Raw genomic sequence first — 23,167 nt, 5'->3', positions numbered from 1 at the left:
TTTTAATTAAATTTAAAAAATCAAATCAAATTTAAATTAACAACTTAAATATATCTAATAAAATTAGCGGTTCATCTATAAAAAAGAACCATTGATATAATCATATTGTATTTTAATCTAATTTTTTTCTTGGTAAGTAATTAAGATTTTAAATTTACAATAAAAAACAACATATCATGAATCAGACAAACCTATCAGAAAAGCACATTACAGTCTTAAAAGCTCTTGAAAACGAACATTTAACAAGTTCTCAGATTATGAAAAAAGTTGAAAATATTTCATTAATATTAGTTCTATATACCATTATGGATGAGCTAGAAGGTATGGGTATTTTAAAAAGTTATACAAAAAAGAAAAAGAAATTTCACTATACATGTTAAGAATTTAAAATTCTTGTACTAATGAGATGCGTTATAATTATACTTTTAAAAAGTACAATTATAACGTTTTTTTTATGCTCAAATTTTAGGTATAAATATGTAAAAAAAATAGTTTGGAAAGATTTTTTATTGGCAACAACCTCTCAACATTAATCAAACTTATTTTTAAATAAATAACCACTTATCTTTAATAAGTAGCATTTGATATAAATATAAAGTTGTTTTATCTAATACTTTTAATATAAATACTTAAACACATTAAATTTACAATAAAAACAACATATCATGAATCAGACAAACCTATCAGAAAAGCACATTACAGTTTTAAAAGCTCTTGAAAACGAACATCTAACAAGTTCTCAGATTATGAAAAAAGTTGAAAATATTTCATTAATATTAGTTCTATATACTATTATGGATGAGCTAGAAGGTATGGGTATTTTGAAAAGTTACACAAAAAAGAAAAAGAAATTTCACTATACATGCTAAGAATTTAAAATTCTTGTATTAAAGAGATGCGTTGTAATTGTACTTTTAAAAGTATAATTACAACGTTTTTTTTGTTTTAGAAATTTAAAAAAAAATAAAAAGATGTAAATACTGCTTTATTTTTTTAAAATTATATAATTAAAGCTAGTATTTAAAAAATTTTACATCTCATCAGCACAAAAGTACGTTTTCGTATGATGTAAATCTGCTTTGAGCTAATTGGCTATTTTATCATAAGTAAACACTTTATATTTATACTGTAAACCCCAAATATTATGAATCAGATACAATTAACAAGTAATCAAATACAGTTATAAGAGATTTTGAAAACCAGCATTTAACTAGTTCAAATTTTAAAAGAAAGTTAATAATGTTAGTTTAACAGTAGTTGTACATATTGTTAAATATGAATTAAAGGTTTTAGGTATTTAAAAAAGTTACACAAAAAAGAGAAAGTAATTTTACGATACTTGTTAAATATTTTTGTCTTAAAAATTTTAGCAACTTATTTAGCAATAATAAATCTATTTAAGTTGATTTTTCTAATCAAAGATAAAAACAATACACCAATTAAGCTATATTTGCTATTAAGTTTCCTCCCTAAATTATATATTAAAATTAAAGCTATTTGAATTTTTATAATTTATGATTTTACGTTTATTAAATTTAATTATCTCCAACTTAATTATCTTTTTTCTGTTTATAAATACTGCTTTTTTTTACGGACAAGGCGCTGATGAATCCGAATTTAATTCTCACTATAAGGCATCAATAGAATTAAATAAATTAAGTCTTTTTTCTGAAAGTATTACAGAACTAGAAATGGCAATAGCCATTGTTTCAGGGAATAATTGGAGGGAAAAATATTTAGAATCTTCTATTTTTTTGGGTGAAATGATGCGTAGAACTGGCGATCAAAAAAAAGGTTTAGAAGTCCTTGAAAAATTATCCGATTCAAAAAAATATCCAAAACTACACGTTCGAAAATTAGGCAGAATGGCTGCTTTATATGCAGAAGTGGGTAAGTATCCAGGAAGATCACCTAAAGACTCTTTAACTAAATACTTGAAAATAGCGTTAAATATTGCGAAAAAAAATAAATTCTACAAAGAAGAAGCCAGTCTGTGTAATGAGTTGGGTTATTTTAAGTTGCATAATGAAAATATAGAAGCCGCTAAACCCTATTTATTAAGATCTGCAAAGCTTTTTAAAGAGTTAAATGATGAGAATAATTATGTAGTTGTAATGTGTCATGTATTATACGTAAATATTTTAGAAGGCAATTTAAAAATTGCAGACACAATTATTAAAGAGTTATTAGATTTAGTAGATACTAATAATTGGTACGGAACTGAGCAAACTTTATATAAAAATATCGCAAATAGGTATTTAATTATAAATGATTCTATTTCTTATTATAAATGGGCATTCAAAGAAAAAGAAGCAGCCGAACAGCTTGCTTTAGAAAGAAGTAATCAAGAAATGTCTTATTACCGAGTTAAATACGATACCGAAAAATTTAAAATTAAAGTAATAGAGGCAGCGCAAAAATCTAAAGCACAAAAGAATATTTTTTATATTATTTTTTCTTTTATGATTATTTTCTTCGTGCTAAGTATAATTGTTGCGAGACTCTTTTTGAAGAAAAAAAAATTAGCTCAAAGTTTTGAAAGAAGCAATGAAAAATATCAAATGTTGATGGTGGAAAGTAACCATAGAATTAAAAATAATTTACAAATGATTATTTCATTAGTAGATTATTCTTTTGATCAAGCAAATACATCAGAAAAAAAAATATTGAATAAGATTTCAGGAAAAATTCAGACAATTGGTGTTTTACACAAACATTTTTTTGTTGATATTTATAATGACTTTGTTGATATTGCTGTATATTTTGATGAAATTATAAGGTTGTACAGCAAAATGAATTCTGATATTTTATTTATCGAAAAAAATATTTGTAGCGTAAAAATTAACAGTGAACGCATTGTTTATTTTGGTTTAATTTTAAATGAGCTTTTGGCAAATACTATGGAACACAATTTGTCAGAAATAAAAAATGTAAACATAATTGTAAGGTCTCAGGCTAACGGGTTTATATTTGAATATTGCGACAATTCTTTTCATGACAAATCTTTTGCAGATGGCAAAGGTAGTCTCTTATTAAATCAATTAATAAAAAGAATCAAAGGGTTAAATTATCAACTAGATAAAGAAACTGGTAATCATAAATTTGAGTTCAAAAATGTTATCTAATATCGTAATTATTGAAGATGAATTATTTGTGGTAATGCATCTTAGTAAATTAATTAAATCCCTTGGCTATAAAATAGTTGGTACCTATCATAGTGCAGAAGATTTTTTAGACGAAACAGACTGGAATTTCGATTTAGCTTTAATCGATATTTTTTTAGCGGGTAAATTAACAGGAATAGACGCCGCAAAAGTTCTTACAAAAAAACAGAAACCATTTATTTTTTTAACAGCAAATCAAGATACAAAAACCATTAATAAAGCAGCTAAATTAGCGCCAGAGGCTTATTTAAGTAAGCCTTTTCAAGTTGCAGAAATAGAAGCCGCTTTAACAATTTTTAAATTAAAGAAAAACCCTTCAATCTTATATTCTTTTTATATTTTTTTAACAGATAACATTTACACAACTTTTCCTTTAACTTTGAGAGAGGTAGATGTTTTAAAATCATTAGTGGTCGACCCTTCTAACGCTGTTATTGCAGAAAAGTTATTTATATCTGAAAATACAGTAAAATCACATTCAAGAAATCTGTGTAAAAAGTTTAACGTTTTAAGTAAAGCGGAGCTTATTAAAACAATAAAAAATATATTTAAATAACTAAATACAATTAATTACTCTAAAAATTAATTATATTTTTAGTTGAATAACCTATTGTAAATGAGTTTTTAAAAAAGTATTTATTGATTTTTGACTGCTTGCTAAATCGTAAATAATAGAAAATAATAAGGTCATACATATTATTTTCTTATTTTTATGCTCTCAATTTAAAATCACGAATGAAAAAATATAAAATAGCAGTAATTCAGTTAAATTTAAACGATGTAGCCAAAAACAACTTAGAGAAATGTTTGCATTGGGTTAAAAAAGCTGCAGAAAAAGGAGCAGAAGTTATTAGTTTACCAGAATTGTATAGCAGTCATTATTTCTGTCAAAGCGAAGATGTAGATAATTTTGCGCTAGCAGAACCTCTTTATAGTACTTCTTTTAAAGCTTTTAGCGCTTTAGCTAAAGAACTTGGTGTAGTAATTATAGTTCCTTTTTTCGAAAAAAGAATGGCTGGTATTTATCATAATAGTGCTTATATTATTGATACGGATGGCACAGAAGCTGGCTTATACAGAAAAATGCACATTCCGGATGATCCCCATTTTTACGAGAAATTCTATTTTACTCCTGGTGATTTAGGCTTTATAAACTCACCAACAAAAAAAGGAAATATTGGTACGTTAATTTGTTGGGATCAATGGTATCCAGAAGCTGCAAGACTTACTGCTTTAAAAGGTTCTGAAGTTCTATTTTATCCTACAGCAATTGGTTGGCATCCGCAAGAAAAAGAGCAATATGGTGTAAATCAATACAACGCTTGGATGAATGTAATGAAAGGGCATGCCGTGGCAAACGGAATATATGTTGCTGCTGCAAACAGAATTGGTTTAGAAAAATATTTACCAGATACAGCCGGAATCGAATTTTGGGGAGCATCTTTTATTGCTGGCCCACAAGGAGAAATTCTAGCACAAGCATCTCATGATAAAGAAGAAATATTAATTGCCGAAGTAGATTTAGATTTACAAGAAAATGTGCGTCAAAATTGGCCATTTTTTAGAGATAGACGAATTGATGCATTTGGAGACATCACTAAAAGAGCCATAGACTAATGAGAAGATTTCCAGCAGAATGGGAAGACCAACAAGGTATCTTACTTTGTTTTCCTGATAATGGTAACGATTGGCCAGGAAAATACAGCGCTGTGCAGTGGGCTTTTATAGAATTTATAAAAAAAGTTTCTTTATATGAAGACGTTTTTTTAGTTGTTGCTAATGAAAAATTAAAAGACAAGGTTACAGAAATGATGTTGCAGGCTAACATCAACCTTAAAAATGTAACTTTTATTCTACAAAAAACCAACAGAAGTTGGATGCGAGATTCTGGACCAATTATTGTAAAAAACAACAATAAAAGAGAAGCATTACAATTTAAGTTTAATGGATGGGCAAAATATGCAAATCATCAATTAGATAAAAATGTTCCAAAAAAAGTTGCAGACATTTTAAACATCGCGTTAACGCAAGTTACATACAAAGGAAAACCAGTAGTGATGGAAGGTGGTGCTTTAGATGTTAATGGAAAAGGTACTTTAATTACTACAGAAGAATGCTTACTGCACCCAACGATTCAGGTAAGAAATCAAGGTTTTACCAAAAAAGATTACGAAGCTGTTTTTAAAGAATATTTAGGAATTACAAATATTATTTGGTTAGGAAACGGTGTTATTGGTGACGATACGCACGGTCACATTGACGATTTATGTAGGTTTGTGAACGAAAATACCGTAGTTACTGTTATTGAAACCGATAAAAAAAGTGCGAACTACAAACCTTTGCAAGACAATTTAAAAATATTACAAAATGCAACTTTAGAAAATGGTGAAAAATTAAATATAGTTTCGTTACCAATGCCTAAAGAAATTGTTTTCGAAGAATTAAGCTTACCAGCTAGTTATGCTAATTTTCTAATTTTAAACAAGTGTGTTTTAGTACCTACTTTTAATGATGTAAATGATAGAGTTGCTTTAAATATTCTTGCGGATTGTTTTCCTGATAGAGAAATTATAGGTATTAATGCAATCGATTTAATTTGGGGTTTTGGTACGTTGCATTGTTTAAGTCAGCAAATACCAGCTAAAAATTAGTTTTAAATTTTTAAATAACCTTGATTCTACTATTTGTATGGTTCTTGTATGGGTTTTTAATTTTTAAACTATTTTATTAATCGCTAGTTTTGATAAAATTAAATTTATTTTATAAAAATTAATTACAAATTAGCAATTACCTGTTTTTTTATGTCTGTACAATTCTATAGTCAACAAATGCCACTTGATTTTACAGATTCTGTAGATACCTTTATAACTTTTGATGGTAGTGGTTTTTCAACAAGAAACGATCCAAAAGATGCTAGTAATAACGTTGGTCAATTTTTTAACAATGGTTCAAATGCTAGTCAAGGTTTTTATATTGATGTTGCTGTTAATTTAGATATACAACAAAAAATAACCTTAGCATTTTATTCTTTTGACCCAAATCCTCATAATATACTTTTAAAATTAGAAAGTGCTACGAATACAAATGTTCAAGTAAAAGAAACATTTACAGTTCCTTCGCCTTCTAATTGGAAAACAATTAGCTTCGATTTTTCTAATGCTAAAAATAGTGCGGATGGTACAAATGTAAACGCAACAGGTATTTATACTAGACTGTTTTTAATTATTGATGATGCTTCTACAACTCCTGGAACTTATTTAATAGATGACATAACAGATGGCACAGCACCAACAGACCCAAATGCGTTAGATGTTCTGTATACAGATTTGGTTTGGTCTGATGAGTTTGATGGAAATGGAGCTGTTGATAGCAATAAATGGTTTCCTCAAACAATAGGTCCAAATGGAGGTAGATGGTATAACGGCGAATTGCAACATTATACAGATCGTACAGAAAATGCAAATGTTTCTAACGGATATTTAAATATTGTTGCTAAAAAAGAAAATTTTACTCAAAATGGAGTTGCTTTAAATTATACATCTGCAAGATTAAATTCTAAATACGCATTTACACACGGTAGAGTAGATGTGCGTGCAAAACTTCCTTTTGGAGACGGAACTTGGCCTGCAATTTGGACTTTAGGTAAAAACGTAAACGAACAAGGAGCTTATTGGTTTCAAGAAGGTTTTGGAACTACAAATTGGCCAGCATGTGGCGAAATTGATATTATGGAGCACGGTTTACATGCAACAAATGAAGTTTCGAGCGCTTTGCACACACCTTCTAGTTCTGGTAATACAATGAATACGTCTACAATTGCCCTTGCAAATGTGGCAGAAAATTTTCATGTATATTCTATGAATTGGTCTCCAAATCAAATTACATTTATGATCGATGGTGTTGGTTATTACACCTATAAAGTATCTATAAAAAATGACAATACCTGGCCTTTTGATAAAGAGCAGTTTCTATTATTAAACATTGCAATGGGAGGTTTTTCTGGCACACCAGATGCTAATTTTACAGAAAGTAGTATGGTTATAGATTATGTAAAAATATATCAAAATAATCCTTTAAGCATTGCAGATGTATTTGCTGATAAGTTTGCTGTTTACCCGAATCCTTCTTCAGACTTTGTTACGATTAGAACAAACGAAATCATCGAGAAAGTTATGCTATACAATACTTTAGGACAGATAGTTATCGATAAAAATACCGCTACAAAACAATTAAATGTAAAGAATTTAAAGGCTGGTTTGTATTTGTTGAAAATTTATGCAAATGAAAGAATAGTTTCAAAGAAAATTGTAATTAGTAAATAAAAATCATCTTTCGTTATTATTATTATTATAGTAAAAAACAAAAGACACAAGCAAGACAAATAAAAAAATAATTTATAGAGCTTACTAGGGTAAACCTTCTCTTAAAAACAAATGAGCATAAAAAAAGCTGATAAGAAATTAAAGAATCTTATCAGCTTTTTTTTAATATGAAATCTTAATAATTATTTTTTAACCTTAATTGGCTTTAACTGAATAAACCCAAAAGCATTTAACACTCTTATAATTAAATAAGTAACATCAACTTCGTGCCATTTTACTCCAAAATTTGCGCTGCTAGCATGTTTATGATGATTGTTGTGATATCCTTCTCCCATCATTAAAAAATCAAAAGGAAGTAAGTTTTTACTAGTGTTTTTCATTTTAAAATTTGCATACCCATAAATATGTGCAAACCAGTTAATGATAACTCCATGAATTGGCGCCATTAAGAAAGTTATTGGTAATAACAACCATTGCCACCATGCAGTTACAAAAAAGGCAAAGAATAAAACATAACCGGTAATCCAAAGTATGCGAGAAAGTTTTGAACCAGCAAATGCATCAAAAGATTTCCATTGTGGCACATTTTTAGTAAAACGTTCATCAACTGCAATGCGTTGTGTATTAATATCCTGATAAATATTTTTTGTTTTCCACATCATTGCAAACATATTTGGGTCGTGAGATGGAGAGTGAGGATCTTGTTCTGTGTCTGTGTAGGCATGATGCATTCTGTGCATAATTCCGTAACCATAAGCACTTAAATAACTAGAACCCTGAAAAATCCAAGTGAGAATAAAAGTAATTTTTTCCATGGTTTTCGACATTGTAAACACTTGATGTGCTGCATATCGATGTAAAAAGAAAGATTGAAAAAACAAGCCTCCATACCATAGCGCTAAAACAAAAATAATGATAACCATACGTTTTTTATGCAAAGATAATTTGATGTTAGCTTGCAAACAATGAACCTAAATCAATTAAATACGTTTTCTTATTCTACTTAAAGCTTGTGCAGTTACCCCAATATAAGAACTAATGTACTTTAAAGGGATTACTTGTAAAAGTTCTGGTCGCTCTTTAAATAATCTTAAGTACCGCTCTTCGGCTGTTAAGTTTAAAAGGTTTTGTTCTCTTTTAGATTTAATTAAAAATAAACGTTCTGCAGTTAATCGGCCAATTAAATTACCCATTTGCGTCGTTTTATAAACCTCCTGCAAATCTGCATAAGTTATACTTAAAATGGTGGTTTCTGTAAGTGCTTGCAGTTGATATGCAGAAGGTTTCTGAGTTAAAAAAGAATCATATGCACTAATAAATTGATTTTTAAAACTAAAGCCAAAGGTTGTTTCTTTGTCTGGATCTTCGTTTGGGATAAATAAACGCACAACACCAGACTCAATGAAAGAAATATGATTTTCAATTTCATTTATTTTTAAAAAAATATCTTTTTTCGGAATTATTCTACGTTGCAATTTGGAGTCAAAAAAATCCCAATCAAATTTTGATATCGTTGCTATTTGATCTAAATAAGCTTTTATCTGTTCCAAATCTTTTTCTTATAAATAATTCAATCAAATATACGGATTCAAAAAGCCTTTAATGGTGTTAAAATCAATATAAAATGGTGCTTTTTTTAAAATATTTTTATTTTAAATGTACAAGAATCATTTGTTCATTTACCAAGAACCTTATTAGTACCTTTGCCAAAAATTTATTTGATGTCAAAATCGTTTTCAGAGTTAGGTATTCACAAACAATTGCAAGATAGTTTAGCTAAATTAAAAATTTCTGTTCCTACAGATATTCAAACAAAAACCATTCCTGTTGTATTAAACCAAAAAGAAGATTTGGTTGTTTTAGCAAAAACAGGAACGGGTAAAACTGCTGCTTTTGGATTGCCTTTACTACAATTAGTTGATTTAGAAAACACTCAAATTCAGACACTAATATTGGCGCCAACGAGAGAATTAGGACATCAGATTTATGATAATTTAGTTTCTTATTCAACCGAAATTCCAGAAATATCTATTGCTTCTATTTGTGGCGGAATACCTATCAAACCTCAAATAGAACGCTTAAAATCAACTACGCATATTGTAATTGCAACTCCGGGTCGTTTAGTAGATTTGGTAAAACGTGATGCCATCAATATAAAAGAAATTAAGTATTTTGTTTTAGATGAAGCCGATGAAATGGTTACTGCTTTAAAAGAAGAAGTTGATGCAATTATAAAAGAAATTCCGAAATCAAGAAGAACGTTGTTGTTTACGGCTACAATGCCAGGAACTATTAAACAATTGGTTCAAAATTACATGGCTAAACAGGTAGTTCATATTGAGGCGGATATGGGAACTGTTGGTCATCAAGGAATTGATCATCAATATGTGGTGGTAAAACCGATTGAGAAATTAGAGGTTTTACTTCATTTTTTAAGTTCTAAAGATGGTAAACGCGGAATTATATTTTGTAAAACCAAAGCGGCTGTTAATAAACTAGCAAAAAATCTAGCTATTAATAAATTCTCTTCTGGGGCAATTCACGGTAGTTTAACCCAAGGTATTCGCGATCGAATTATGGGGCAATTTAGAGAAGGCAACATCAATATTTTAGTAGCTACAGATTTAGCAGCTCGTGGAATTGATGTAAAAGAAATAGAATATGTGGTAAATTATCATTTGCCAGATACGTATGATACGTATGTGCACAGAAGTGGTCGTACAGCAAGAGCGGGAGCAAAGGGACTTTCTTTAAGTATTATTCAAGATGATGAAGTGCAAGATATTCCTGAATTTGAAAAAGTATTAGGCATTCAATTTCATCAATTTAAAAAAGCCGACTCACAAAGTATTGAAGAAAATAATGGTTTATTGTGGGCTAAAAAAATATTTAAAACGAAACCGAATCATGATGTTTCACAAGATTTTAAAGCACAAATAAAAACAATATTTCATCACTTAACGAAAGAGGAATTAGTTGATAAAATATTAGCAAATTACTTAGCTCAAGTAGCTTCTACAAAAACAAAACCAGAAGCACCTAAAAAGAAAAAAAAGAAATAACGTAATTTAATAATCAATCATAAAGTTATCAATATCTGTTTAAGCCACGTTTGGAATGATGGATAATATATACTGATTTACGTAAAATAGAACAAAATAATTATGGCAAATAACATTAAAAACCAAGAGGATATATTAGCAAAATTAAATATTACTGCTTTAAATCCGATGCAAGAAGAGGCTGTTACTGTAATAGAAACAACTGTAAATACTATTTTATTATCACCAACAGGAACGGGTAAAACACTTGCTTTTTGCTTGCCATTGATTGATTCTTTAGATCCAGAATCAAATGAAATTCAGGCTTTAATATTAGTGCCATCCAGAGAATTAGCGATACAAATTGAACAAGTTATCCGCACAATGGGTTCTGGTTATAAAGTAAATGCAGTCTATGGTGGTAGACCAATGTCTAAAGATAAAATTGAATTAAAACATATTCCTGCAATTTTAATAGGAACTCCAGGAAGAATAGCAGATCATTTTGCTAATGAACGTTTCTCTAAAAACTTTATCAAGACATTGGTTTTAGATGAGTTTGATAAGTCTTTAGAAGTAGGTTTTGAATATGAAATGAGAGGAATTATTAATCAATTGCCTGCTTTAAATAAGCGCATCTTAACTTCTGCTACTCAAGGTGTTGAAGTTCCTGATTTTGTAAAATTAGACAAACCAACAATCATCAATTATTTAAAAGAAAAAAGAACATCGCAATTAGCTATTAAAACAGTAATAGCTCCTGAAAAAAATAAATTAACAACCTTGTTGGATTTAATACACCATATTGGTAATGAACCAGGAATTGTGTTTTGTAATTTAAAAGACAGTATCGAAAAAGTAAGTGCTTCTTTAGATCGTAGTAAAATTAGCCATGCTTGTTTTTCTGGAGGAATGGAGCAAAAAGATAGAGAGCGTGCTTTAATTAAATTTAGAAACGGAACTTGTCAATTATTAATTGCGACCGATTTAGCTTCTAGAGGTATTGATATTGTTGAAATTAAATATATTATTCATTTTGAATTGCCGCAACACGAAGAAGATTTTATCCATAGAAACGGAAGAACGGCAAGAATAAATGAAAAAGGAACGGCTTATATTTTAAAATGGGAAAAAGAAACTTCGCCCGATTTTATTAAAAATACAAAAGCAGAAAATATTTCTAAAAAAGCGAAACTAGAACCACAATATTGGGAAACCTTATTTATTTCTGGTGGTAGAAAAGATAAAATTTCTAAAGGTGATATTGCTGGTTTATTTATAAAACAAGGCGGATTAACCAAAGAGCAATTAGGAACGATTGAATTAAAACCTGATTGTGCGTTTGTTGCAATTCCGTTAGAATTTGCGGATAGTTTGGTAGAAAAACTAAATAATACGCGTTTAAAAAAGAAAAAAGTTCGAGTTACTTTAACGTAGTAGCTGTTTTTTTTAATAGATTTTTTTTACGTGCAATAATTAAATAATACCCTTTTATCAAACGTAAAAATTAAGAACAGTTGTTCATAAAACAAAATATTTTAATATTAGAAATTATTAGAGTCATATTAGTATTAATTAATTAGAGAATCGAACTGCACAGAGAGAATTTAATTTAAGTGCATTTCTTGCCGTTAAAGTAAAATCCAAATCATCAATTCATTTTTAGAGCCTAAATAAAAATGGTAAAAAAAGCGAAAATAATGAAACACCTTTTTGAGCATAAAACACATCAAGTTTTACCTTTTAATAAGTTTATTATAAGGCTAACAAAATACTTTCTTTTTTCTAGTTTTTTAATTGCATTTTCTTTAGCAATAGGCACAGTTGGGTATTATTACTTTGCACATATTTCATGGATTGATTCTTTTTACAATGCCTCTTTAATTTTAACAGGAATGGGACCTGTAAATGAAATGCCCACAGATAGTGCTAAACTATTTGCTTCATTTTATGCTTTATTTAGCGGTATTGCTTTTTTAAGCACTGTAGCCGTTATTTTTGCGCCGATTGCCCACAGATTATTACACATTTTACACATAAATGAAGATGAAAACTAATACACCAAAAATAATAATTATTGGCGCTGGTTTTGGCGGCTTGTCTCTTGCAAAGACGCTAAAAAATCAAAATGCCGATATACTTTTAATTGATCAAAATAATTATCATAATTTTCAACCCTTAATGTATCAAATTGCCACAGGTGGTTTAGAACCTGACAGCATTGCATACCCAATAAGACGAATTTTTAGAGGTTATAAAAATGTAACTTTTAGAATGGCTAAAGTAAATGCTGTAAATACGGTTAAGAATGAAATAGATACTTCTATTGGATTATTTCAGTTTGATTACTTAATTATTGCAACAGGTAGCGAAACTAATTATTTTAACTTTGAGGATGTTAAAGATAATTTACTAACTTTAAAATCAATTCCGGATGCTTTAAATCTTAGAAGTTTTATTTTTCAAAATTTAGAAAAGGCACTAATCAATCAAAATAACCAGTCTCTTGAAGAAATATTAAATATTGCAATTGTAGGTGGAGGACCAGCTGGAATTGAACTTGCAGGAGCATTAGCAGAAATGAAAAGCCATGTAATTCCTAAAGATTTTCCTGATTTAGATATTTCAAAGATGCAAATAAATCTTTATGAAGCTTCACCAAAACTATTATCAGTTATGTCTGAAAATGCTTCTCTTAAAAGTTATGAATATCTTAAAGGACTTGGAATTAATGTAAATTTAAACGCAAAAGTTGTAAGTTATGATGGAACTTATTTAAAATTAGCTGATGAAAGCTCTTTTAAAACTGACACGGTAATTTGGACTGCAGGTGTTAAAGGAAGTACGCTTAATGGATTGCCACAAGATGCTATTTTAGGAAATAGAATAGTAATTAATGAATACAACCAAGTTATAAATACCAGCTCAATTTTTGCAATTGGTGATGTTGCTAGTTATGCCTCAAAAGAAAACCCGAAAGGATTACCAATGTTGGCGCCAGTTGCGCAGCAACATGGTGAGCATTTAGCAAAAAATATTATCAATTTAATACATAAAAAACCATTGAAACCTTTTGTGTATAAAGACAAAGGAACTATGGCAACAATAGGAAGAGGAAAGGCTGTTGTAGATTTACCAAATTGGAAATTTCATGGAACTTTTGCTTGGTTAGTTTGGATGTTTATTCACATTATGTCATTGGTAGGTTTTAGAAATAAAGCGGTTGCTTTTTTAGATTGGATGAACAATTATTTTACTTATGATAGACCTTTAGGGTTAATTATAAGACCATACAAAAGAAAATAAATGCATCTTTTAGTTTCCTATATTTTACTTTTTTTAGGTATTTTCTTTGAAGGAGAATTAATTTTATTATCCGCAGTAATAGCTGCACATCAGGGTTTATTAAATATTTGGATGGTAATTTTAATTGCAATTTTTTCTACCATTTTATCGGATATTATTTATTTTAATGTTGGCAAATACAAAGCTAAAAAATGGCTAACTAACAGTAAATATGCCGCTAAATATGAAGTTGTACAGCAAAAATTATTAAAGAATAGAACAAAGATGTTACTCTCTTATAGATTCTTATATGGAATGCGAATAATTACCCCAATTGTTCTTGGATCACAAGAAATATCGATTAGTAAGTTTTTAAAATACAGTATTTTAAGTACTATTATCTGGTGTTTTGTAATTGTTGGCCTTGGCTATGTTTTTGGTGAATTAATTATAAACAACTTAAAACATATCGAAAAAATAGAATACTATTTCATTGGCAGCTTAATTGCTATAACTGTAGGGTTTTTAATTTTTAAAATGGTTAAGCGAAAAGAATGAAAAAGAAAACAATCATTAAAATTATTATCTTAGTAATCGCTCTTTTACTCACAAATTATTTATTTGCATAACTAATAATAAAGCATATGATGAAAGATGTAACACATACATTGTTCCAAGAAACTAGTTTGTTGATTCATGCTATAGTAATAGCAACAATTACATTTGTTTTTTATTTTGTTGTTAATAAATCAATAAATAAATTTATTAAAAAGCACGCCAATCAGGAAGAATTTGATGCAACAAACTATCGATTTTTACAGCGTGCACTGAGTTTACTAATCGTTTTAATTGGGCTAAGTTTTATTATATTTTTAGTACCTAGTTTAAGACATATTGCAACCACCATTTTAGCGGGAGCTGGAGTAATTGTGGCTGTTATTGGTTTTGCTTCTCAGCAAGTATTAGCGAATATAATTAGCGGAATAATGATTGTAATTACTAAACCATATCGATTAAAAGACACGATTTCATTAAGAAATATTGAAGGTAAAGTAGAAGATATTACTTTACGCCATACCGTGATTAAAAACTATGAAAACAAAAGAATCATCGTTCCTAATTCGGTTATGAATAGTGAAGTTATTGTAAATTCAAACTTTGCAGATGATATTTGTTGCGAATGGGTAGAAATCGGAATTGCTTTTACTGCAAACATAAAACACGCCAAAGCAATAATGAAAGAAGAAATTATTAAAAACCCACTCTTTATAGACCATAGAAATGCAAAACAAATAGAAAAATTAGCTGAAATTGTGCCTGTTAGAGTAATCACAATTGGCGATTTTTCTGTTACATTAAGAGCATGGACTTGGGCTGCGAATCCTGGTGACGCTTTTATTCTTGGTTGCGAATTAAAAGAAAGTATTAAAGATCGATTTGAAAAAGAAGGTATAGAAATGCCATATCCTTACACAAATATAATTCAAAGGAAACTAGATTAAGACCACTATTTAACTAAACTCATTTGATAAAATGAGCCATCAAAAACAACTTTTTTGATAAAAATAAAAGCTTCTTTAAAATCTTCTGATGGTAAATTTAAAATGTTATGACCTTTGTTTTTGTATCCATAAAACATAAAACTTTTGTGAAGACTTTCTAGTTTTTCAACTATTTTTTTTGATCCATCCATTACAAAATATCCTTTATCTAATGGAGAGCAAGAACGGTGTGCACCTTGATAATAAGGTATTACTTTATCTTCTGTACCATGATAAAATACACTTGGTACTGCATTTAATTTGTTAATTACATTGCTATTTAAAATTGCGCCAGAAATAGAAATTATTCCTGCAATAGAAATGTTTTTATACCTCTTAGAACGTTTGCCTAATAACTGTTTATTGTAAGCAATATTTAATAACGTTTCTGCGCCAGCACTTGTGCCAAATAAAATAATCTTTTTAGTATCAATTTTAAAGTTGCCTCTTAAAATATATGATATTGCTTCTAATACATCTTCTTCTGCATTAGTATATATTTTTAAAGCTTCAGTAAAAGGTAAATCACAATTAAAAATGGTCTGTTTATCTAAAAGTCTATAATCTACAGATGCTACTACGTAGCCTTTTTTTGCAATTCCGTTTGCTAAAGATATAAGCGATTTATCATTTCTTGCGCCTGATTTAAAGCCTCCACCGTGAATAATAATAAACAAAGGTCTTTTTTTAAAATCATCATTAACTGGTTGGTAAAGATCAAATTTTAAGGTATCTAAATTCTTTAAGGCATAATTGTATGTTTTTGAACTAACTTCATTAAAAACAGCATCAACATATCTGGTTTGAGAATAAGTTAAAAGACAATTTAAAATTAAAATCAATAGTAGTATCTTGTAACGCATTATTATTTTATAGCTTTAAAATAGAATTGATAAAAGCAGCAAAGTTAAACTAAAATATGAAGTCTATATCATGAAAACATTTATCAGCTCTATATCAAATAGAGAATATCAAGAATCAGAAAAAGTAGTAGGTAAAAGCATTAGAAAATCAATATTTGATATCATTCTAATCGAATTTCCTGATTTTAATTTAAAAAGTATCATTTCTATTTCTGAATTAAATCAATATAGACAAAAATATATTGCTCAATATTTATTAAATGAAGTTGGAGAGTTAAGTAATTTAGAAGAAGATGTACTAAAAACCCTTCAAAACCAAGAAACACTAACTGCTAAAATGACGACTGAAGCAGATAGTTCTAAGTTTACTTTGGGTCAGCGTTTAGCTGATAAAATTGCGTCTTTTGGAGGTAGTTGGAAATTTATTATTATTTTCGGAGTTTTTATACTTATTTGGATATTTTCAAACATCGTGTTTTTGGTCAACAAAGGTTTTGATCCGTATCCTTTTATCCTATTAAATCTTATTTTATCTTGTTTAGCCGCTCTCCAGGCGCCTGTAATTATGATGAGTCAAAATAGACAAGAAGAAAAAGACAGAGATCGTGCAAAGCAAGATTACATGGTAAATCTTAAATCTGAACTAGAAATAAGAATGCTACACGAAAAAATTGACCATTTAATTATTCATCAGCAACAAGAATTGTTAAACATTCAGCAAGTTCAGGTAGAAATGATGGAAGATATTATGAAACAACTAAGTGCAAAAAAATAATTCAAATACAATCGGTTTAGTCCTTTCTGGTGGCGGCGCAAGAGCATATGCTCATATTGGTGTTTTACATGCATTAAATGAATATGGCATATACCCAACGCATATCTCTGGTGCAAGTGCTGGTGCTTTAGTTGGTGTTTTGTATTGCCACGGATATACTCCTTTAGAAATAGTAGCACTCTCAAAAACAGATGAATTTTTAAAGATTTTTAAAATTGGTTTAATCAACAGAGAACTAACAGAAATGACCCGATTAAAGTCCTTTTTAGACAAACATATTCAAGACGATTTTAAATATCTAAAAGTGCCATTATACGTTTCTGTTACCAATTTAAATCTTGGGAATTACGAAATTAAATCTTCGGGTATATTAATTGATGTTATTGCGGCTTCTTGTGCAATTCCCATCTTATTTAAACCTGTAAAAATTAATGACTATTTATATGTTGATGGCGGTTTGCTAAACAATTTACCTGTAGAACCTTTATTAGAAACTACAGATAAAATAATTGGTGTAAGTATTAATGAACACGAATTTAAAGACACAATAAGAGGTCGTTTAAAAATTACAGAACGCTGTTTACAATTAGCCGTTTGGAATACCACGCAAGAAAGAATTCATAAATGTGATGTTTCTATTCTGATTGATAAGCATTTTAAATACAATATGTTTTCTATTCATAAATCTCAAGAATTGTTTGATATTGGGTACGCAACGACTATTGAAAAAATGGATGCTATTTTGCAAGGGATAAGTTAAATTCAACTGTATAAATTTTTATACAAGTTCAAAAAAATATTTTAGCACTTTTAGCGTCCTAGTTAATTAACAATATTTAAAATCAAACAAATTATTTTTTTTAGCTAAAACGGCATAAATAGTCACTGTGTTTTATTGATTAACATTACTAAAATAAACCATTAATTGATTAATGTGTAATTCGCATCCGTAAGTGCTTGTAAATAAACATATTAAATTAAAAAATAATCTTAAATCGACCAGCTTTTATTTTTCATAGAAATTAAAAAAGTTGTAAAACTGCAAATTATATAAAACTTCACTTAACTTACTTTTGCAATCATAAAAGTTAAGATTTCTTTTTGTAGAAAGGTTTGTTTCTTTGGTTCTAGTTTTGGTGCAGTTTAAAAATAAAAAAAAACTAGATTTCTTATAATAAACTAAGAATCAAATGATTTAAAAAAAATCAAATAAAAGTAGGTAATAAGAAAGTAATTCAAGTTCTTTCAAGTCTCAAATTTCGCAATATATGGATAACTTACTAACATTCTCGATTACCGTATTTACAGGGTTTTTTGCCATAACCAATCCAATATCAAACATGACTGTTTTTGTTTCGTTGACACAAGGATTAGACAAAAAAACAAAAAGAGCTATTAATAAAAAATCAAATCTAATTGCGTTTGTAATTGTTACCGTATTTATTCTATTAGGTAAATATATTTTTGAATTATTTAACATTAGTATTCCTGCATTTAAAATAACAGGAGGTATTTTAATCTTTTTTATTGGTTTTGAAATGTTACAGTCAAAACAATCTAATATGAAAAGTATTGATAATGTAGATGTTGATGAAGATATTGCGGTATCGCCATTGGCTATTCCTATTTTAGCAGGACCAGGAACCATTGTAACTGCTATGAATTTTGTATCTAATGCCGCTCCAATACAAATATTCTTGGTAATTGCTATTTTTGGATCTATGAGTTTACTAACTTATTTTACTTTTAGATTAAGCGATCTTATCGTTAAAACTGTTGGTAATAATGTGATCTCCGTAATCGGGAAAATTATGGGTTTAATTATTGCAATAATAGGTACAGGTATGATTATACAAGGAATTAAGATTACTTTTAAATTATTGTCTTAATCCTTTTTTTAATCGATCTATTTTAATTGTGGTAACAATTTAAGAAATAGGAAGCGGTACAGCGTTTATGACATGTAAGAATATTGACTCTAAATACTACCATCAACAAAAAAAAGGTTGTCTGAACAGACAACCTTTTTTTTATAAACTAAATCGCTAGTTATTTTAAACTTGCTAATAATTTTTCTGCAACTAACTCAGAAGAAGCAGGATTCTGACCTGTAATTAAATTACCGTCTTGAATAGCATACGCCGCCCAATCTTCTTTTTTAGAATAGATTCCGCCATTTTTACTTAACATATCTTCCACTAAAAAAGGAACGATGTCTGTAAGACCAACAGCAGCTTCTTCTGTATTTGTAAATCCGGTTACTTTTTTACCTTTTACTAAAGGTGTTCCATCTGCATTTTTTACGCTTTGCAAAGCAGCTGGTGCGTGACATACAAAAGCAATTGGTTTTGACTGACTATTAAACTTTTCGATTAAAGCAATCGACGTTTTATCAGTTGCTAAATCCCATAAAGGTCCGTGTCCTCCTGGATAAAATACAGCATCAAAATCATCAGGATTCATATCTGATAATTTGTGTGTATTAGCAATTTTAGCTTTTGCATCTGTATCTTTATTAAAACGATCTGTATCTGCTGTTGAAGCATCCGGAGTATCACTACTTGGATCTATTGGTGCAGCGCCACCTTTTGGAGTTGCAATTGTAATCGTTGCTCCTTTATCTAATAAAGAATAATATGGATTTGCGAATTCTTCTACCCAAAATCCTGTTTTTTTTCCTGTATCTCCTAATTGATCATGAGATGTTACTACAAATAATATGTTCATTTTTTTACTTTTTAAAATTGTTGTTATTTCTTCTGAAACGTTTTCAGAAGGTACTTCTGTTTTATTATTTTTACAACTTGAAGCTGTAATAATTGTAAGTGCTAAAAGGATTGATTTTGCTACTTTCATATTTTTGCTTAATACGCCATTTTTACAATTTTCTCAACTTTATCTGGTGATAACGATTGATGTTCACCTAAACCTAACCAACCACGATCTGTAAAACGCTGTGCTATTTTTTCGGCTGTTCCTTCATAATCTTTTGTGTAATCAGATAATTTTGTATCGATGCCTAGTTCATGGAAAAAAGCAACTGTTTTTTCGATTGCGGCGTATGCTTTGTCATCCGTATTTCCATCAGTACTATTCCAAACACGTTCTGCATATTGCGCTAATTTTTCTTTTTTAGCTTCAAAATTGAACTTGTAATGGCTTGGCGCAATTACCGCTAAAGTACGTGCGTGATCAATACCAAATAAAGCTGTTAACTCATGGCCCATTGCGTGAACTGCCCAATCTGTTGGCACTCCTTTCTGAATTAATCCATTTAAAGCCATTGTACAACTCCACATAAAGTTAGAAGCCGCTTTATAATCTGTTGGATCTTTTAAAACTTTAGGAGCAACCTCAATAATGGTTTGTAAAATACTTTCTGCAAAACGATCTTGTAATAAAGCTTCTGTTGGATACGTCATATATTGCTCTAAAACATGCGTAAAAGCATCCATTAATCCGTTTGCCAATTGACGCTGCGGAATAGAAGCAATCACTTGCGGATCTAAGATAGAAAACACAGGAAACAACCCTGGACCGCCCATTGCTAATTTCTCTTTGGTTTCTTTTCTTGTAATTACTGCACCAGAATTCATTTCAGAACCTGTTGCTGGCAATGTTAAAACCGTTCCAAAAGGCATTCCTTTTTCGGTTCTAATATTTTTTGATAAAATATCCCAAGGTGTATCACCCTCAAATAGAGCTGCTGATGACAAAAATTTTGTTCCGTCTATTACAGAACCTCCACCAACGGCTAATAAATAGGTTATTTTCTCGTCTTTAATTACCTTTAAAGCATCCATTAAAACAGCATACTCAGGATTTGCAGGAATACCGCCAAATTCAACAATATCAACTTTCGCTAATGCTTTTTTTACTTGGTCGTAAATTCCGTTTTTCTTGATACTTCCGCCACCATATAATAGTAAAACTTTGGCATCTTTAGGAATTTCATTTTCTAATTTCTTAATAGAATCCTTTCCAAATATTATTTTAGTCGGATTTTTAAATTCAAAATTGTTCATCTTCTTTTCTTTTTAATCGGTTTACTTAAAACGTATTACTATTCAATTACGGTCACTAATTCTGCCATAGGTTTTCTAACTTTTACCAAGTTTACCAACCAATCTTTATCTTCTTGTCTGTAACCTATTGGTAATAAAACAGCGCTACGCAATCCTTTTTCTCGCAATCCTAAAATTTTATCAACTGCATTTGCATCAAAACCTTCTAACGGAGTAGTATCTACGCCTTCATAAGCTGCTGCAATAATTGCTTGAGAAAAAGCAATGTATGCTTGTTTAGCAGCATGATTAAAGTTTTCTTCGGCATCTTTTTGAGGATACGAGCCTAATAACATTTGGCGGTAGTTTTCCCAACCTTCATTTTTAAAGCCACGAATTTCGTTTGTTAAATCGAACATGTGGTTAATTCTATCTTCTGTATACGTGTCCCAAGCAGCAAAAACGAGCAAGTGAGAACAGTCTGTAATTACAGATTGATTCCACGCAACTGGTTTAATCTCTTCTTTAATAGCTTGATTTTTAATTACAAAAATCTCGAAAGGTTGCAATCCGCTTGATGTTGGCGCTAAACGTGCAGCTTCTAAAATACGTTCTATTTTATCTTCTGATACTTTTTTACCATTCATTGCTTTTGCAGCGTATCTCCAGTTTAATTTGTCTAATAATTCCATTTAATTAATTTTATTTTAGTACTTTTTTGATAGTTTTAATATTTCATTTGAAGTAATAATGACTTCGGCATTTGTTTTCTTATTTGCTAAATAATACATTGCTTTCGCAATATTTTCTGCATCTATTGTTTTGTATTGTTTTAAATTTCCGATAAGTAAAGGTTGTATAAGTTTAAAAACGACCAACGCTATTTTTTCACCTATTCTTTGTTCTTTTCGATCTCCGCCAATTAAAGAAGGTCTTAAAATAAAGGTGTTTGTTATGCCTTGTTTTAAGACAGCATGTTCCATTTCACCTTTTGTTTTATTGTAGAACACATTACTATTTTTATTGGCACCCATTGAAGAAATTACCAAAAATGTTTTAATATTATTCTCTTTAGCTAGTTTTGCAGCACTTGCAGGGATCCCATAATCTATTTGCTTGTAACGTTTTTTATCTGGTGTTTTTTTTGCGGTAGTACCAATGCAGCAAAACACTTCATCCGCAGTAAAATCTACTTTAAATTTCTCTAATTCTAGCAAATCGCCTATAAATTGGGTTACTTTATTTGGCAGTCCTTCGATTTTAGAACGCGAAAACAGTTTTATACTTTGGTAACTTGTATCTTCAATTAATTTATGAAGTAAAATATTTCCTGTTAAACCAGATGCTCCTAATAATATAGCGGTCTTTTTCATGTTATTTACAAACTTTTATACTGTTCCAAGCCGATTGATAGGCTTCTTCTAAATGTGTTTTGTCTAAAGTAAAGGCTCCGCGTTTTTGCGACATCATTAAAAATGACAACGGATTAATTGCATATGCATATAAAAGATAATCGGACATTGGTTTTACAATTCCTTCTTTTTTACCACGAGCCCAAAGGTCGAGTAGTGGTTGCAAATGTTTGATTCCTTCTTGTCTGCTGGCTTCATCAATAATTGGTGTATTATCACATTGCGCTAAAAACATGGCGTTTTCACACTCATTAAGTTTAAAATCTGCAATTCGATTCCAAATCAATTCAAAACCAGCCTCAACAGGCATTGTTGCTTTATAAGTTTCAAAAGCGTATTTTGTATATGCTGCTTTTACATTTATGTAAGTTTGATTTACCAAATCTTGTTTATTCTCAAAATACAAATAAATAGTAGCGGGAGAAACGTTCGCCATTTTAGCAATTTTACTCATTGGTGTAGCGTGGAAACCGTTGTTGTTTACCAACTCTATTGTTGCTTTTACAAGTGCATTCCGTTTATCGATACTTTTTTGAAGTTTTGCCATATTGCTTTTATTCTGATGCAAATATATATCAAAAATGAACGTTCATTCTTTTTTAGTGATAGAGATTTAAACATCCCAAATAAGAAAAATTGATAGTGCTCTAAATGAACACTGGAATAATTCTATTAAAACACGAATATATGTTCAGCAGGCACTACATATTTAAAAAGTAGACAGAATGCCTTTGTAGCAATTAGAAAATAGATTTTAATT

24 protein-coding genes are annotated in these 23,167 nt (G+C 29.6%); 16 read left to right on the top strand and 8 right to left on the bottom strand.

Features of this window, described 5'->3' with window-relative positions; all coding sequences use genetic code 11:
* The first annotated feature begins 176 nt into the window (after positions 1-176).
* From BTO16_RS04655 to BTO16_RS04625, 7 genes are all read left to right on the top strand, one after another.
* Entirely contained in the window at positions 177-380 is a 204-nt protein-coding gene (locus tag BTO16_RS04655; RefSeq protein WP_105020471.1) for a hypothetical protein, read from the top strand.
* Between the two features lie 285 nt (positions 381-665).
* Positions 666-869: a hypothetical protein gene (locus tag BTO16_RS04650; protein ID WP_105020471.1), complete on the top strand. Its 204-nt coding sequence runs from the start codon at positions 666-668 to the stop codon at positions 867-869.
* 645 nt (positions 870-1,514) lie between these two features.
* Positions 1,515-3,125 (top strand): histidine kinase dimerization/phosphoacceptor domain -containing protein, encoded by a 1,611-nt coding sequence (locus BTO16_RS04645; RefSeq protein WP_105020470.1) that lies wholly within the window; start codon positions 1,515-1,517, stop codon positions 3,123-3,125.
* A complete protein-coding gene (locus BTO16_RS04640; protein WP_105020469.1) occupies positions 3,115-3,720 on the top strand; it encodes a response regulator transcription factor in 606 nt (201 codons plus the stop codon). The genes BTO16_RS04645 and BTO16_RS04640 overlap by 11 nt, the downstream gene beginning before the upstream one ends.
* Before the next feature lie 179 nt (positions 3,721-3,899).
* Complete coding sequence (locus tag BTO16_RS04635; RefSeq protein WP_105020468.1) at positions 3,900-4,781, top strand: carbon-nitrogen hydrolase; 882 nt, start codon at positions 3,900-3,902, stop codon at positions 4,779-4,781.
* Positions 4,781-5,815 (top strand): agmatine deiminase family protein, encoded by a 1,035-nt coding sequence (locus BTO16_RS04630; RefSeq protein WP_105020467.1) that lies wholly within the window; start codon positions 4,781-4,783, stop codon positions 5,813-5,815. Before BTO16_RS04635 ends, BTO16_RS04630 begins: the two co-directional genes overlap by 1 nt.
* Positions 5,816-5,965: 150 nt before the next feature.
* On the top strand, positions 5,966-7,486 hold the full coding sequence (locus BTO16_RS04625; RefSeq protein ID WP_245891978.1) for a family 16 glycosylhydrolase: 1,521 nt from the start codon (positions 5,966-5,968) through the stop codon (positions 7,484-7,486).
* A gap of 182 nt (positions 7,487-7,668) precedes the next feature.
* On the opposite strand, the gene BTO16_RS04620 is transcribed toward BTO16_RS04625, so the two are convergent.
* Positions 7,669-8,409: an acyl-CoA desaturase gene (locus BTO16_RS04620; protein WP_105020465.1), complete on the bottom strand. Its 741-nt coding sequence runs from the start codon at positions 8,407-8,409 to the stop codon at positions 7,669-7,671.
* 57 nt (positions 8,410-8,466) lie between these two features.
* On the bottom strand, positions 8,467-9,036 hold the full coding sequence (locus BTO16_RS04615; RefSeq protein ID WP_105020464.1) for a Crp/Fnr family transcriptional regulator: 570 nt from the start codon (positions 9,034-9,036) through the stop codon (positions 8,467-8,469).
* 171 nt (positions 9,037-9,207) lie between these two features.
* On the opposite strand from BTO16_RS04615, the gene BTO16_RS04610 reads away from it, so the two are divergent.
* The 6 genes from BTO16_RS04610 to BTO16_RS04585 all read left to right on the top strand — a co-directional run bounded on the left by BTO16_RS04610 (position 9,208) and on the right by BTO16_RS04585 (position 15,314).
* Complete coding sequence (locus BTO16_RS04610) at positions 9,208-10,548, top strand: DEAD/DEAH box helicase (protein ID WP_105020463.1); 1,341 nt, start codon at positions 9,208-9,210, stop codon at positions 10,546-10,548.
* 102 nt (positions 10,549-10,650) lie between these two features.
* Positions 10,651-11,964, top strand: coding sequence for a DEAD/DEAH box helicase (locus tag BTO16_RS04605; RefSeq protein ID WP_105020462.1), 1,314 nt, complete (start codon positions 10,651-10,653; stop codon positions 11,962-11,964).
* A gap of 263 nt (positions 11,965-12,227) precedes the next feature.
* Positions 12,228-12,584 carry a hypothetical protein gene (locus BTO16_RS04600; RefSeq protein WP_105021510.1) on the top strand — a complete coding sequence of 119 codons (357 nt, stop codon included), beginning with the start codon at positions 12,228-12,230 and terminating at the stop codon, positions 12,582-12,584.
* On the top strand, positions 12,574-13,833 hold the full coding sequence (locus BTO16_RS04595; protein WP_407675512.1) for an NAD(P)/FAD-dependent oxidoreductase: 1,260 nt from the start codon (positions 12,574-12,576) through the stop codon (positions 13,831-13,833). Before BTO16_RS04600 ends, BTO16_RS04595 begins: the two co-directional genes overlap by 11 nt.
* Positions 13,834-14,370 carry a DedA family protein gene (locus BTO16_RS04590; RefSeq protein WP_105020460.1) on the top strand — a complete coding sequence of 179 codons (537 nt, stop codon included), beginning with the start codon at positions 13,834-13,836 and terminating at the stop codon, positions 14,368-14,370. It abuts the gene before it with no gap.
* An 86-nt stretch (positions 14,371-14,456) separates the two neighbouring features.
* Entirely contained in the window at positions 14,457-15,314 is an 858-nt protein-coding gene (locus BTO16_RS04585) for a mechanosensitive ion channel family protein (protein WP_105020459.1), read from the top strand.
* A 5-nt stretch (positions 15,315-15,319) separates the two neighbouring features.
* Here BTO16_RS04585 and BTO16_RS04580 read toward each other — a convergent pair whose 3' ends face one another.
* The gene (locus BTO16_RS04580) at positions 15,320-16,216 is read right to left on the bottom strand and encodes an alpha/beta hydrolase fold domain-containing protein (protein ID WP_105020458.1); all 897 of its coding nucleotides are present in this window, start codon (positions 16,214-16,216) and stop codon (positions 15,320-15,322) included.
* A gap of 70 nt (positions 16,217-16,286) precedes the next feature.
* Between BTO16_RS04580 and BTO16_RS04575 the strand changes: the two genes are divergently transcribed.
* The 3 genes from BTO16_RS04575 (at position 16,287) to BTO16_RS04565 (ending at position 18,880) form a co-directional block, all read left to right on the top strand.
* Entirely contained in the window at positions 16,287-16,991 is a 705-nt protein-coding gene (locus tag BTO16_RS04575) for a DUF1003 domain-containing protein (RefSeq protein ID WP_105020457.1), read from the top strand.
* Positions 16,978-17,751: a patatin-like phospholipase family protein gene (locus tag BTO16_RS04570; protein WP_105020456.1), complete on the top strand. Its 774-nt coding sequence runs from the start codon at positions 16,978-16,980 to the stop codon at positions 17,749-17,751. The genes BTO16_RS04575 and BTO16_RS04570 overlap by 14 nt, the downstream gene beginning before the upstream one ends.
* 508 nt (positions 17,752-18,259) lie before the next feature.
* Positions 18,260-18,880, top strand: a complete 621-nt coding sequence (locus tag BTO16_RS04565; protein WP_105020455.1) for a MarC family protein — start codon at positions 18,260-18,262, stop codon at positions 18,878-18,880.
* 160 nt (positions 18,881-19,040) lie between these two features.
* On the opposite strand, the gene BTO16_RS04560 is transcribed toward BTO16_RS04565, so the two are convergent.
* The 5 genes from BTO16_RS04560 to BTO16_RS04540 are packed head-to-tail and all read right to left on the bottom strand — an operon-like array spanning position 19,041 to position 22,954.
* On the bottom strand, positions 19,041-19,847 hold the full coding sequence (locus tag BTO16_RS04560) for a type 1 glutamine amidotransferase domain-containing protein (protein WP_211298197.1): 807 nt from the start codon (positions 19,845-19,847) through the stop codon (positions 19,041-19,043).
* An 8-nt stretch (positions 19,848-19,855) separates the two neighbouring features.
* Entirely contained in the window at positions 19,856-21,016 is a 1,161-nt protein-coding gene (locus BTO16_RS04555) for an iron-containing alcohol dehydrogenase (RefSeq protein WP_105020454.1), read from the bottom strand.
* Between the two features lie 38 nt (positions 21,017-21,054).
* Positions 21,055-21,687, bottom strand: a complete 633-nt coding sequence (locus tag BTO16_RS04550; RefSeq protein WP_105020453.1) for an NAD(P)H-dependent oxidoreductase — start codon at positions 21,685-21,687, stop codon at positions 21,055-21,057.
* A gap of 15 nt (positions 21,688-21,702) precedes the next feature.
* A complete protein-coding gene (locus tag BTO16_RS04545) occupies positions 21,703-22,368 on the bottom strand; it encodes an NAD(P)H-binding protein (protein WP_105020452.1) in 666 nt (221 codons plus the stop codon).
* Between the two features lies 1 nt (position 22,369).
* The gene (locus tag BTO16_RS04540; RefSeq protein ID WP_105020451.1) at positions 22,370-22,954 is read right to left on the bottom strand and encodes a TetR/AcrR family transcriptional regulator; all 585 of its coding nucleotides are present in this window, start codon (positions 22,952-22,954) and stop codon (positions 22,370-22,372) included.
* Between the last annotated feature and the right edge of the window lie 213 nt (positions 22,955-23,167).

It is taken from the genome of Polaribacter glomeratus (assembly GCF_002954665.1).
Lineage (GTDB): Bacteria > Bacteroidota > Bacteroidia > Flavobacteriales > Flavobacteriaceae > Polaribacter > Polaribacter glomeratus.
Note: the sequence above shows the minus strand (reverse complement) of the source record. Positions and strands in the feature narration are given on the sequence as shown.